This is a genomic window from Winslowiella toletana (assembly GCF_032164335.1).
GTDB classification, from domain to species: domain Bacteria; phylum Pseudomonadota; class Gammaproteobacteria; order Enterobacterales; family Enterobacteriaceae; genus Erwinia; species Erwinia toletana_A.
This window is the reverse complement of sequence record NZ_CP134152.1, coordinates 1,753,513-1,767,730: the sequence shown is the minus strand read 5'-3', so window position 1 is coordinate 1,767,730 and position 14,218 is coordinate 1,753,513. Positions and strand designations below refer to the sequence as shown.

Here is a 14,218-nt window from a genome sequence, read left to right as displayed (position 1 = left end):
ACAGCAGTTATTGTCCGTCTTCGGGTTCCAGCGTAAAGTCGCTATAGACATCGCCAGCCGTGTCCCCAGCAGTTGCTGAGTTCGGCAGGTGCATGGTCAACGATCACCTGCTCTGCCCCTTGCCAGCGGGCAAAGTCGTTCAGGGTTCGGGTCAAATCGCGCACCAGACTCGCATTAACCTTAACTCCCGCTTCCAGCCATATGGCTTTAATTTGCAGTATCTGCTGTTTGCGCAGCATTTTGGCGTCCAGCCGCCCTTTTAACGCGCCGCGATGTAAAATCGGTAACACAAAATAGCCAAATTTACGCCTGGCTTCCGGCGTATAACACTCAAGACGATAATCGAAGTTAAACAGTTCCAGTGCGCGACGACGATCCCAGACCACCGGATCAAATGGCGATAACAACGCGCTGGCGGTTGCCAGTAACGGCTGCTCCAGCAGCGGCAGCAAGCCGCGATGTAAGTACATGATGCCGAGCTTTTCCACCTTAACTGCCACCACTTCACCACGCTCCAGCGCCTGCGATAACAGCGGCTTCACCGGCACACGTTTCAGTCGGTAATAATCCGCCAGCCATTCAGCACGGAAAATACCGAGGCTCCGCATGCTGTTTTGCACCATTTGTTGCACCGCGTCTGGCTCGCTGAGCCTATGCAAATCATCATCCCACTCTGGCAACACTCGCCGCCGAAGATCGTATACACGCTGAAAGTTGCGGCGCTCAGTTACCATCACTTCACCAGCGGTAAACAGATTTTCCAGATGGCGCTTATGCGGTTTCCATGACCACCAGCCGGGTTTCTGGGCCGGTGACGCGCTGAAGTCTGCCGAACGTACCGGGCCATGCTGCTCAATATGCCGCATCAACTGTTGAATGTCCTGCTGATGCTGTTCTACCCAGCCAGCGTTATATTTCCAGCCCATATTGGCCGGTGCCAGCATACGGTGGCGCAGTAATTTGTAATCTTCGACGGGGATAAAACAGGCTTCATGCGCCCAGTATTCGAACAGCTTGCCTTCGGCCAGCGTCATCTCCAGCCACTCAGGTGGAAAAGCGCCCAGCCGACTAAACAGCACCAGGTAAGGACTGCGCGCGACCACATGAATAGTATCGATTTGCAGCAGTGACATATGGCGGATTGCCGCCGCCACGTCATCATATAACGCCTTGCGCGGCGGAGGTTTCAGCAGATTCTGCGCTGCCAGATGCAGCTTTCGGGCAGTATTAAGCGAGAGTTCAGTTTCGGACATTCTGGCATCCTGAATCATCAGATGCCTTAAGTTTAGCGGCTAATCACTCGCCGCTAAGCGTTATTACTGACAGAGCGAGGCAATTTTATTAATCAGTTCCGCAGCGGGCGCCGCGCTAAGCTGTGCATCCACCGGCAGATACCACCAGTTATCCTGAGCAAACTGACGGCATTTTACCGCATCTTTTTCCGTCATAATCAGAGCCTGACTGCCGGTGGTCAGCGCACGTAATTCAGCTTCGCTGTACGCCTGATGGTCAGCAAAAGCCAGCTGTCGGATCGGCATTACTCCCTGCTGCGCCAGCGTATTGAAGAAGCGCGGGGGATGGCCAATACCGGCCATGGCCACCACCTGGTCAAACGCTGACAGCGGTTGCGCCTGGCCGGTTTTCAGGTTAATTGCCGCGCCCGGTTGCAGCTGCATAGCAATTTCATTACCACTGGCGCTGCCGCCATTCACGATCACCGCATCGACACTGTTAAGACGTCCGGCACGTTCACGCATCGGCCCGGCCGGTAACCACCAGCCGTTACCAAAGCGACGCTCGCCATCCACCACCACAATTTCAAAATCGCGCGCCAGCGCATAATGCTGCAGGCCATCGTCGGTGACGATCACATCAATATTACCGCCTGACTGCAGCGCCTGCACCGCCTCACGGCGCACCGGTGAAACCGCCACCGGCGCCTGAGTGCGCTGATAAATTAACACCGGCTCATCACCGGCTTGCGCCGTGGTTGTCGCGGCATCCAGCAGCAACGGATAGCGTTCCGCCTTACCGCCATAGCCACGTGATACCACGCCGACGCGCAAGCCCTGACGTTGCAGCGCCTCCACCAGCCAGATCACCACCGGCGTTTTACCATTGCCGCCGGCGGTCAGATTACCGACCACCACCACCGGGACAGACGCACGCCACACTTTGCGCCAGCCAAGCTGATAGCTCAGACGGATACCATTGCTGATCAGCCCATATAGCCAGCTGAATGGCAGCAGCAGCAGCCAGAGTGGCGAACGTCCGCTCCAGATGCGCTCAATCATTGACCAAACTGCATCTTATGCAACTGGGCGTAGGCGCCTCTCTCACTCAGTAACTGCTCATGTGAGCCGCGCTCAACAATGCGCCCATCTTCCACCACCACAATCTCATCGGCTTTTTCAATGGTCGACAGGCGGTGGGCAATCACCAGTGAGGTACGATTTTTCTGCAGCTCATCCAGCGCTGACTGAATCGCACGCTCCGACTCGGTATCCAGTGCCGAAGTTGCTTCATCGAGGATCAGAATCGGGCTGTCGCGCAGTAAGGCACGGGCGATGGCAATACGCTGACGCTGACCACCCGAAAGCAGCACGCCATTTTCACCAATCACCGTATCCAGGCCGTTTTCCATTTTGCCGATAAAGTCCATCGCATGCGCCATAATCGCCGCTTGCTCAATCTGTTCACGACTGTACTCTTCGCTGCGCGCATAGGCGATATTATTGGCGATAGTATCGTTAAACAGATGAACGTTTTGCGACACCAGCCCAACCTGATTACGCAACGAACTCAGGGTATATTCGCGCAGATCGTGGTCATCCATCAGGATTTCGCCCTGCTGAATATCATAAAAACGCGTCAGCAGGCTGGCGATGGTCGATTTACCCGAACCCGACCGCCCTACCAGAGCCACGGTTTTACCGGCTGGAATGGTTAAATTGATGTTGTGTAACGCCGGGTTTTCGCGTCCCGGATAGGTAAAGGTAACGTCACGGAATTCGATATCACCTTTAGCGCGTTCAATCTGACGCTTACCAGAATCCACTTCCTGCTCGCTGTCGAGGATAGAGAACAGCGTCTGACAGGCCGCCATGCCGCGCTGGAACTGCGCATTAACGTTGGTCAGTGACTTCAGTGGGCGCATCAGCGCGACCATTGAGGAGAACACCACGGTGATGGTACCGGCAGTTAAGGTTTCCATGACGCTTGGGAAGCTGGCTGCATACAGCACAAACGCCAGCGCCATTGAAGCGATCAACTGAATGATAGGATCGGAAATCGATGACGCAGAAACCAGCTTCATACCGTGCTGGCGCATTTTGTTGCTGACTGCTGCAAAGCGATTGCTTTCGATTTCCTGACCACCAAAGATCAGCACTTCTTTATGCCCTTTCAGCATCTGCTCAGCGCTGGTGGTCACTTCACCCATGGTGTTCTGCATATTCTTGCTGATATTACGGAATCGTTTGGAAACCTGACGAATCGCAAACGAGACAATCGGTGCCAGCACAATCAGAATCAGCGACAGCTGCCAGCTGTAGTAGAACATCATGATAAACAGGCCAATAATCGATGCCCCTTCACGCACGACGGTAACCAGTGCGCTGGAAGAGGATGAGGCAACCTGCTCTGAGTCGTAGGTAATGCGCGACAGCAAAGTGCCGGTCGATTGTTGGTCAAAGAACGATACCGGCATCCCCATCATATGACTGAACAGGCGACGACGCATATTCATCACTACGTTACCGGACACCCATGAGATGCAGTAGCTGGAAACAAATCCAGAAATACCGCGCATCAGCATCAGGCCAATCACGGCCAGTGGCATCCAAAGCAGAACCGAGCTATCTGATTTACCAAAACCATCATCGAGTAAAGGTTTCAGCAGTGACAACATTAAGGTATCGCCAGCCGCGTTAACGATCAGTGCAATCGCTGCCACTATCAAACCTGCTTTGTGCGGCGCGATCATCGGCCAGAGGCGACGGAATGTCTGCCATGTCGAGAGATCTTTATCCAGATGCATTATATAACCAGCTTTAGACTTAAGTAGCCGCTCATTCTACCTGGATTCCCTGGGGACGCCAAACCACTGATGATACCAACGGGGCATTATTTGCTCTCTTAACCCTTTGACCTGCCAATTTTCGTTGATAAATTGCACACTCAACTGCCCGGAGAGCGCGGTGTCATGCCATTGATAGCCATTATCCTGATAGCGCTGAATAATTTCTGCCGAGGGTAAACGCCAGGCATTAAAACGCGCGACCGATGCCAGTGCCGCCGTGCCTTTAACATTACGTAATAACAACGCACCAGAAGATGTGCGGCTGCCATGGTGTGGCACCTGAATAATATCGGCCTGTAATGCGGTTTTATAGCGGGCAACCAGCGCTCTTTCACCAGCCGCTTCAAGATCGCCCGTCAGCAGTATACGGTGCCTGCCATCATCAATCAGCAACACGCAGGAATCATCATTCTGGCCACGCTGATTGCCTTGTTCCGGCCACAACACCTGGAAATTGAGGTGTTGCCACTGCCATTGCTCGCCAGCGTAACAGGGCAAGTGGTCAGCCTGGCCCAGCGCGCTTCGCACCGTCAGCTGTGGCCAGGCGCGTAACAGGCTGGCAGTACCGCCGGTATGATCCAGATGAATATGGCTCAGGATAATCTGCTGTGGCTCAATTCCCTGCCAGCGCAGCCAGGGCGCAATGATCCGCTCACCCGCATCGCCGCCAGGCCAGCGATTGCCGGTATCATAGATGACCGCCTTCCCCTGTCGGGATATCACCACCGCCAGGCCATGCCCGACGTCCAGCATATCAATACGCCAGTCCGGTTGCGGAAGGCTCTGTCGCCAGCAGAGTAGCGCCAGCAGCAAGCTGACAATGCTAACCGGAGAAGCGTGCCACCAGCCAAATCGCCAAATCACTAATCCCAGCCAGCACAGCAGGCTGCAGAGTGCCTGTGATTCACTCAGCATTAACCAGCCCGAGGGCAATAACTGTAAGCTATTGATAACCAGCGCCAGTGAACGATCCACCAGCCACCAACTCAGCGAGCTCCAGCTACTGAATGATGTCAGCATACTGAACAAAATTAACGGCACGCTGATCAACGAAACAATCGGTACCGCTATCACATTAGCGATTAACGCGCTCAGGCTGACGCCATGAAAAATAAACCCCTGAACCGGCATCAACAGCAGCATCATTCCCAGCTGCAAATGAAGCAGCTGCAACAATAACCAGCGTTTATCACGCATAAACCGGGCTGGCAGTGGAAACCACTGATACCAGAGCAGCAAAGCCGCCACCGCCAGCGCTGATAGCCAGAAACTGTCGGAGAGGATGGTTAACGGGTCAAAAAACAGAATCAATCCGATGCAGAGGCTCCACACCTGCCAGCCGCTACAGCGCAGCCCGGCCAGCCGCAGGCCACACCACAACGCCAGTGCCAGCATCGCTCTGACCGCCGGAGGGTTAGCGCCCGACAGCCAGGTATAAAGCAGCGCCACCAGCAGGCTGACGGCCAGGGGCATCCGGTAGCCGATTAAATGCGCGGGCAGAAAAAATTGCAGACCACGCGCCAGCAGCCAGCCGGACATCGCCGCCAGCCCGATATGCATTCCCGAAATCGCCATCAGATGTGCAGTGCCGGTTTCACGCAATAGCTGGGTTATGTCGCCAGTCATCTCCCCACGCTCGCCAAAAGCCAGCGCAGTCATCACGCTTTGCCAGCGAAGATGCTGATAATGCGACTTAGCACTGTCGATAATTTTTTGTCGCCAGCTGCATTCGCGCTGCAACAGCCGGGCAGCGCTCGCGCGGCCGGTGAAAAGCGTCTGACTGGCCAGCGCCTGGCGTTGCCGGTCATATTCCCCCTGATTCAGACGGGCGTGAACCGGCCTCAAATTCAGGGTCATCTGCCAGTGCTGACCAACGCAGGCAGGTTCAGCCTGCTGAGGCGGAGTAATAATCGCATATACCGGTGGAAACAGTGGCCGCTGGTCAACTGAAAGCAGGCGCACTTTCAGCCGTTCTCCGCCGTTCATCAGACTGTCGATTTTAACCCTGACCTCGACAGGCGTCGCGCTAAGCTGCTCCAGCTGATCCACCGTCTGGCGAGCGATACTACAGCACCAGACAAACAGCAGCAGCCCGGTTGCCACTACTCGTGCCGTTCGCCAGCGGCTGAGCAGCATCAGCAGAGCGAGGATGCCAGCCAGCCACAGATAATTATTGTGCGGCAGCTCCGGTAGCCAACAAAGTGGCAGGGTCGCGCAGATAATCATCCAGGAGAGCTGAGTAAGGGATTTCACTGTCGTCATTCCTTGTGCGGTGAGCCAGGAGTTTGACGGAAGTGACTCGGCAATGCAGCCGTGATCGGGTGATAGCGGAAAGTGGCTTCCAGGAAATCATTCAGCGTGACATCAGACGACAAAACGCTGTGAGGTTGCACGCAAACGCGAGCAACAGGCAAAAAAAAACGACACCCTGAGGTGTCGTTTTATCGTATCCGCTACGCGGCTGCTTAACCGTAGATATTTGCGCGATCGCGCAGCTCTTTGCCTGGTTTGAAGTGGGGAACGTATTTACCTTCCAGATCCACTTTGTCACCCGTTTTCGGGTTACGGCCAGTGCGAGGTGCACGGTAGTGCAAAGAAAAGCTGCCGAATCCCCGGATTTCGATGCGTTCGCCTTCAGCCAACGTTGTGGCCATATGCTCAAGCATCTCTTTAACCGCATCCTCAACGACTTTCGCCGGAATATGAGTCTGCTGGCCTGCAAGTCTTTCAATCAGTTCTGACTTGGTCATAAATCCTCCGGTTAATCCCTAATGGAAAAGGTTTTGACAGCTTACTACTGAGTCCGGGCGACTTACGCCACCCGGACAGTCAGGTCGATTACTCGCCTTTAGCAGCTTTGAACGCTTCAGCCATAGCGCTGGAGAAGTTGCTTTCTTCCTGTTTGTTGTTAACAGTAGCAATAGCATCTTTCTCGTCAGCTTCGTCTTTCGCACGAACAGACAGGCTAACAACGCGGTTTTTACGATCAACACCGGTGAATTTAGCTTCAACATCGTCGCCAACATTCAGAACCAGAGTTGCATCTTCAACGCGGTCACGTGAAGCTTCAGAAGCACGCAGGTAGCCTTCAACGCCGTCTGCTAATTCAACTGTAGCACCTTTAGCGTCAACTGCAGTCACTTTACCGTTAACAATTGCACCTTTCTTGTTCAGAGAGATGTAGTTGTTGAACGGATCTTCTGCCAGCTGCTTAACGCCCAGGGAGATACGCTCGCGCTCTGCGTCAACTTGCAGAACCACAGCTGCGATTTCGTCGCCTTTCTTGTATTCACGAACTGCTTCTTCTCCGGTAGCGTTCCAGGAGATGTCAGACAGGTGAACCAGGCCGTCGATGCCGCCGTCCAGGCCGATGAAGATACCGAAGTCAGTGATTGACTTGATTTTACCTTCAACACGGTCGCCCTTGTTGTGGGTTTCTGCGAATTGCTGCCATGGGTTAGATTTGCACTGCTTCAGACCCAGGGAGATACGACGACGTTCTTCGTCGATATCCAGAACCATAACTTCCACAACATCACCAACGTTAACAACTTTGGATGGGTGGATGTTTTTGTTGGTCCAGTCCATTTCTGAAACGTGAACCAGACCTTCAACGCCTTCTTCGATCTCAACGAAGCAGCCGTAGTCAGTCAGGTTGGTCACGCGACCAGTCAGCTTGGTGCCTTCTGGGTAACGTTTAGCGATAGCAACCCATGGATCTTCGCCCAGCTGCTTCAGACCCAGTGATACACGGGTACGCTCGCGGTCGAATTTCAGTACTTTGACATTGATTTCATCGCCAACATTGACGATTTCGCTTGGATGCTTAACGCGTTTCCATGCCATGTCAGTGATGTGCAGCAGGCCGTCAACGCCGCCCAGATCAACGAATGCACCGTAGTCAGTGAGGTTCTTAACGATACCTTTAACTTCCATGCCTTCCTGCAGGTTTTCCAGCAGCTGATCGCGCTCTGCGCTGTTCTCGGATTCGATAACCGCACGACGTGAAACAACCACGTTGTTACGTTTCTGATCCAGCTTGATTACTTTGAATTCAAGCTCTTTGCCTTCCAGGTGCAGAGTATCACGCACTGGACGCACATCTACCAGTGAACCTGGCAGGAACGCACGAATACCGTTCAGCTCAACAGTGAAGCCGCCCTTGACTTTGCCGTTAATAACACCGGTAACAGTTTCAGCGTTTTCGTAAGCTTTTTCCAGCGTGATCCAAGCTTCATGACGTTTAGCTTTTTCACGGGACAGCAGGGTTTCACCGAAGCCGTCTTCTACTGCATCCAGAGCAACGTCAACTTCGTCACCAACCTGGATTTCCAGTTCGCCGGCTGCGTTTTTGAACTGCTCTGCAGGAATTGCAGATTCAGATTTCAGACCCGCATCAACCAGAACGATATCTTTGTCGATAGAGACAACGATACCACGAACGATGGAACCCGGACGGGTTTCGATTTCTTTCAGGGACTCTTCAAAGAGTTGAGCAAAAGATTCAGTCATATTGATAATCTTCAGGATTCTTCAATTTAACGTCCACCTGACTTCCTGCCGGATGGGGTTGTTTCACATGCCCCATGACGTCCATATCACAGGGTTAAGGAATTCATCTGCGCGTGACTTACCGAATTAATTATTCGGCAATGCGAGCTTTTCCCGGGCATAGTGTAACGCTTTTTCAATCACCTGCTCAATGGTCATACTGGTTGAATCCAGTACCAGAGCATCTTTAGCAGGGACCAAAGGCGCTATTGCCCGATTACGATCGCGATCATCGCGCTCTTTTATCTCAGATAAAAGGCGTTCAAAGTTAACACTAAAGCCTTTCTCCTGCAACTGTAGCATACGGCGGTGCGCACGCTCTTCAGAACTGGCATCAAGAAAGATTTTTACTGGCGCATCAACAAATACCACGGTTCCCATGTCGCGGCCATCGGCAATTAAGCCCGGCGCTTCTCGGAATGCCCGCTGGCGGCGCAGCAGCGCCTCACGCACGCGCGGAAATGCGGCGACTTTTGATGCGGTGTTACTGACATCCTGCGTTCGAATCTCGGCGGAGACATCCTCGCCTTCCAGAATCACTTCCAGTTCGCCGTTGGTCGACACAAATCGCACGTCCAGATGGGCGGCAATCGGAACCAGCGCTTCTTCAGACTCGATATCCACTTGATGATGCAGAGCAGCAAGCGCTAAAACGCGGTAAATTGCGCCTGAATCCAACAGATGCCATTGCAAGGCTTCTGCCATTGCTTTACACAGCGTGCCTTTACCCGCACCACTTGGCCCATCAATGGTGATAACCGGGGCTGTTGCCGTCATCTTTCTCTCCTGTTGCTGGAAATTTTCCGTGACTGCCTGCACGTCAGACAAATATCGCCGCGCATTATACGCTGCAATAGTCGCGATCGTTACCCCTAAGCATAGACCCAGGAAAAATAATCAACAGGCTGATGGCAAGGTGTGAAGACAGCAGTGGCAAGATGGAGAGAAAAACGCCGCCCGTCGCGGCGTGTTGCGACGGGCGGACCGGATTAAGCCAGCTGGCTGATGCGTGCCAGTTGCTCAAAGTAGTCGGGGAAGGTTTTCGCGGTGCATTTTGGATCGAGAATGGTCACCGGAGTGGATGAGAGCGCCACCAGCGAGAAACACATCGCCATACGATGATCGTTATAGGTGCCGATTTCAGCATACTGAATGGTGTCCGGCGGCGTGATGCGAATATAGTCATGCCCCTCCTCCACTTCCGCGCCGACTTTACGCAGTTCTGTCGCCATTGCCGCCAGGCGATCGGTCTCTTTCACCCGCCAGTTGTAGATATTGCGCAGCACGGTGGTGCCTTTGGCGAACAGCGCCGCGGTGGCAATAGTCATCGCCGCATCCGGAATATGATTCATATCGAGATCGATGGCATTGAGTTCGCCACGGCTACAGGCAATATAATCATCGCCCCATTCCACGATTGCGCCCATTTTTTCCAGCACATCCGCAAAACGAATATCGCCCTGTACGCTGTTACGGCCAATTCCGGTCACGCGCACGGTGCCGCCTTTTACCGCAGCGGCCGCGAGGAAATAAGAGGCGGAAGACGCATCACCTTCAACCAGATAATCACCCGGAGCCTGGTACTGCTGCTTGCCGCGAATATGGAACGTTTTGTATTGATCGTTTTCCACTACCACGCCAAAGGTTTTCATCAGATTCAGCGTGATATCAATGTAAGGCTTAGAAACCAGCTCGCCTTTAATGACAATCTGCGTATCTTGCGGTGCCAGCGGCGCGGTCATCAGCAGAGCGGTCAGAAACTGACTGGAGACGCTGCCATCAACGGCAACTTCACCGCCGACAAAACCGCCTTTGATATGCACCGGTGGATAATCCTGCTGCTCCAGATAGTCAATCTGCGCGCCGCCCTGACGTAATGCGTCAACCAGATGACCGATTGGGCGCTCTTTCATTCGCGGTTCGCCGGTCAGCACAATGTCATTGCTGCCGAGGCAAAGTGCCGCGGCTAAAGGGCGCATCGCGGTACCTGCGTTACCGAGAAACAGTTCCAGCGCGTTATCCGCATGCAGCGGTCCGGCACAACCGACAACTTCACACACGGTACGGTCGGCAGAAAGCGTATAAGTCACACCCAGCGCGGTTAATGCATTGAGCATATGTTTGACGTCATCGCTGTCCAGCAGATTGGTCAGACGCGTGGTGCCATTTGCCAGTGCAGCCAGCAGCAGAGCGCGGTTAGAAACGCTTTTTGAGCCCGGTAAATTAACGGTGCCGTCGACGCGTGCGATGGGTTGTAACGTCAGGGATTCCAGCATGCGAAACTTATTCTCCAAAAAACAATTGCAATGAAACCTCGCGACGGGGCGAGGTTTCAGTATTTACTCATTAATCGTGATCCGAACTCACGCAGGTCATTAACCGTGACGACGCTCGAAGTCCACCATAAAGTCGGTCAGGGTTTTCACCCCTTCCAGCGGCATCGCATTGTAGATGGAAGCACGCATGCCGCCAACCACCCGATGACCTTTCAGTGCATGCAGACCGGCAGCAAACGACTCCTCCAGGAACAGTTTATCCAGATTGGCATCCGCCAGCTGGAAGGGAACGTTCATGCGGGAACGGTTCGCCAGCGCCACGCCATTGCGATAAAAATCACTGTTATCGATCACGCCGTACAGCAGGTCAGCTTTCGCCTGATTGCGTTTATCGATTTCGCTCACGCCACCCTGCTCTTTCAGCCATTTAAATACCAGACCAGAGAGATACCAGGCAAAAGTTGGCGGCGTGTTAAACATCGATTCGTTATCAGCCAGCACTTTATAATCGAGAATAGAAGGCAGCTCTTTACGCGCCTGACCCAGCAGATCCTCACGCACGATCACCAGCGTGATGCCAGCAGGACCGATGTTCTTCTGTGCTCCGGCATAAATCACGCCGTAGCGGCTGACATCAATCGGATGAGAGAGAATGGTTGAGGAGAGATCGGCTACCACCACTTTGTTGCCAAAGTCCGGCTGTTCATTGATGGCGATGCCGTCAATGGTCTCATTCGGGCAGTAGTGTACATAGGCAGCATCATCGCTGAGCGCCCAGCTGCTCATTGGGGTGATTGCGGTTAAGCCGTCAACCGTGGTTTTGGCGTCAATCACATTAGGCGTGCAATATTTCACCGCTTCTTTGATCGCGCTCTGCGCCCAATAGCCACCGTCAACATAATCGGCGGTTTTTGCCTGCCCCAGCAGATTTAACGGCACCGCCGCAAATTGTGCGCGTGCGCCACCGTGGCAGAATAAAACTTTATAGTTGGAGGGGATTTTCATCAGATCGCGCAGATCCTGTTCTGCCTCTTCTGCGACCTGAATAAACTCTTTACTGCGATGGCTAATCTCCATTACGGAGGTGCCTAAACCTTGCCAGTTACACAATTCCTGTTCTGCACGACGAAGCACTTCTACCGGCAGCATTGCCGGTCCGGAGCTAAAATTAAAAACCTGAGTCATTTCCCCTCACCACTGTCAGATCTATCGGTTATGAATCTGCTATCGGTTTTATCACTGCGCCCCTGATGCTGCAATCATTTATCCGGGCTGGATCACGTTTTTACCCGCAGCGCGGCAACAGCTTGTAGGGTAATTGCAAATAACCGCGATATTTTGTTCGAAACCGGCGGCGGGAACACTCCCCCAGCAGCGGGGCTTGCTGAAATCTCGCGGATAAGCGGTAATTGCCCGCGCCGACGCCTCATACAGCATACCGCAGGAAATTATTGCCCTCTGATAGCGATTAGCCCGCAAAACCCGTATCATTGCGCGCTATACGCACAATCAATAATAGTGGGCAAAATGACTCAAACTTATATCCCTGGCAAAGACGCCGCGCTGGAAGATTCCATCGCACGTTTTCAGCAAAAACTGCAGGATCTGGGCTTCAATATTGAAGAAGCGTCCTGGCTGAATCCTGTTCCTAACGTCTGGTCAGTTCACATTCGTGACCGCGATTGCCCACTCTGTTTTACCAATGGTAAAGGCGCGAGCAAAAAGGCCGCGCTGGCCTCCGCGCTGGGTGAGTATTTCGAGCGTCTCTCAACCAACTATTTCTTCGCCGACTTCTGGTTAGGCGACTCTATCGCCAACGGTGATTTTGTTCACTACCCTAACGAGAAATGGTTCCCGCTGACCGAAGATGAGAGCTTACCGCAAGGCATGCTTGATGACCGCCTGCGTAAATTCTACGATCCGGAAAACGAACTGAGCGCCAGCGACCTGATCGATCTGCAGTCCGGCAATGCCGATCGCGGCATCTGCGCCCTGCCGTTCAGCCGTCAGTCAGATAACCAGACCGTCTATATTCCGATGAACATCATCGGCAACCTGTATGTGTCGAACGGCATGTCTGCCGGTAACACCGCCAATGAAGCGCGCGTGCAGGGCCTGTCAGAAGTGTTCGAGCGCTACATTAAAAACCGTATTATTGCTGAATCTATCAGCCTGCCAGAAATTCCGGCCGAGGTGTTGAACCGTTATCCTGGCGTGGTTGAAGCCATCGCACGCCTGGAAGCTGAAGGTTTCCCGATCCTTTCTTACGATGCATCACTGGGCGGCAAATACCCGGTAATCTGCGTGGTGTTGTTTAACCCGGCCAATGGCACCTGCTTCGCCTCTTTCGGCGCGCATCCTGATTTTGGCGTCGCACTTGAGCGTACCGTTACCGAGCTGTTACAGGGCCGCGGCCTGAAAGATCTCGACGTGTTCACTCCGCCCACCTTCGATGATGAAGAAGTGGCCGAGCATGCCAACCTCGAAACCCACTTTATCGATTCCAGCGGCCTGATCTCCTGGGATATGTTTAAAGATGATGCCGATTATCCGTTTGTTGACTGGAGCTTCAGCGGCACCACTGAAGAAGAGTTTGCCACCCTGATGGCAATCTTCAAGGCGGAAGATAAAGAAGTCTATATCGCCGACTACCAGCATCTCGACGTTTACGCCTGCCGTATCATCGTACCGGGCATGTCGGATATCTATCCGGCGGAAGATCTGCTGCTGGCAAATAACAGCATGGGCACTTATCTGCGTGAAACGCTGCTGTCACTGCCAGCAAGCGAATGGCAGAAAGAGGATTATCTTGCGCTGATCGCCCAGCTGGACGAAGAAGGCCATGATGATTTTACCCGTGTGCGTGAGCTGCTGGGTATGGCAACCGGTAAAGATAACGGCTGGTACACCCTGCGCATTGGCGAGCTGAAAGCCATGCTGGCGCTGGCGGGTGGCGATCTGGAGCAGGCACTGATCTGGACTGAGTGGACCATGGAGTTCAACAGCTCGATCTTTAGCCCGGAACGCGCCAACTACTATCGCTGCCTGCAAACCCTGCTGCTGTTATCGCAGGAAGACGAGCGCGATCCGTTGCAGTACCACAACGCTTTTGTCCGTATGTACGGCAGCGCTGCGGTAGAAGCGGCTTCAGCAGCACTGAGCGGCGAAGCGCCGTTCTACGGCCTGCAAGCGGTAGACAGCGATTTAGTCGCTTTCCCGGCACACCAGTCTTTACTGGCAGCGTACGAGAAATTACAGCGCGCTAAACGCCAGTACTGGAAATAATATTGACGGGCTATTTCTGCGATTT

At 53.5% G+C, this 14,218-nt stretch carries 10 protein-coding genes; 1 reads left to right on the top strand and 9 read right to left on the bottom strand.

What is annotated here, in order from left to right; all coding sequences use genetic code 11:
* Positions 1-41: 41 nt before the first annotated feature.
* The 9 genes from RIN69_RS08295 to serC all read right to left on the bottom strand — a co-directional run bounded on the left by RIN69_RS08295 (position 42) and on the right by serC (position 12,093).
* Positions 42-1,253 carry a winged helix-turn-helix domain-containing protein gene (locus RIN69_RS08295; protein ID WP_313856762.1) on the bottom strand — a complete coding sequence of 404 codons (1,212 nt, stop codon included), beginning with the start codon at positions 1,251-1,253 and terminating at the stop codon, positions 42-44.
* 63 nt (positions 1,254-1,316) lie between these two features.
* Positions 1,317-2,294 carry a tetraacyldisaccharide 4'-kinase gene (gene lpxK / locus RIN69_RS08290; protein WP_313856760.1) on the bottom strand — a complete coding sequence of 326 codons (978 nt, stop codon included), beginning with the start codon at positions 2,292-2,294 and terminating at the stop codon, positions 1,317-1,319.
* The gene (gene msbA, locus RIN69_RS08285; protein ID WP_313856759.1) at positions 2,291-4,039 is read right to left on the bottom strand and encodes a lipid A ABC transporter ATP-binding protein/permease MsbA; all 1,749 of its coding nucleotides are present in this window, start codon (positions 4,037-4,039) and stop codon (positions 2,291-2,293) included. Before msbA ends, lpxK begins: the two co-directional genes overlap by 4 nt.
* A gap of 36 nt (positions 4,040-4,075) precedes the next feature.
* Positions 4,076-6,334, bottom strand: coding sequence for a ComEC family protein (locus RIN69_RS08280; RefSeq protein ID WP_313856758.1), 2,259 nt, complete (start codon positions 6,332-6,334; stop codon positions 4,076-4,078).
* Between the two features lie 212 nt (positions 6,335-6,546).
* Positions 6,547-6,831, bottom strand: a complete 285-nt coding sequence (gene ihfB / locus RIN69_RS08275) for an integration host factor subunit beta (RefSeq protein ID WP_173633613.1) — start codon at positions 6,829-6,831, stop codon at positions 6,547-6,549.
* 88 nt (positions 6,832-6,919) lie between these two features.
* A complete protein-coding gene (gene rpsA / locus RIN69_RS08270; RefSeq protein ID WP_313856755.1) occupies positions 6,920-8,593 on the bottom strand; it encodes a 30S ribosomal protein S1 in 1,674 nt (557 codons plus the stop codon).
* 126 nt (positions 8,594-8,719) lie between these two features.
* Positions 8,720-9,409: a (d)CMP kinase gene (cmk, locus tag RIN69_RS08265; protein WP_052896534.1), complete on the bottom strand. Its 690-nt coding sequence runs from the start codon at positions 9,407-9,409 to the stop codon at positions 8,720-8,722.
* Positions 9,410-9,621: 212 nt separating this feature from the next.
* Entirely contained in the window at positions 9,622-10,905 is a 1,284-nt protein-coding gene (gene aroA / locus RIN69_RS08260; protein ID WP_313857651.1) for a 3-phosphoshikimate 1-carboxyvinyltransferase, read from the bottom strand.
* 102 nt (positions 10,906-11,007) lie between these two features.
* On the bottom strand, positions 11,008-12,093 hold the full coding sequence (serC, locus tag RIN69_RS08255; protein ID WP_313856754.1) for a 3-phosphoserine/phosphohydroxythreonine transaminase: 1,086 nt from the start codon (positions 12,091-12,093) through the stop codon (positions 11,008-11,010).
* A gap of 342 nt (positions 12,094-12,435) precedes the next feature.
* On the opposite strand from serC, the gene ycaO reads away from it, so the two are divergent.
* Complete coding sequence (gene ycaO, locus RIN69_RS08250) at positions 12,436-14,193, top strand: 30S ribosomal protein S12 methylthiotransferase accessory factor YcaO (RefSeq protein ID WP_313856753.1); 1,758 nt, start codon at positions 12,436-12,438, stop codon at positions 14,191-14,193.
* The last annotated feature ends 25 nt before the right edge of the window (positions 14,194-14,218 follow it).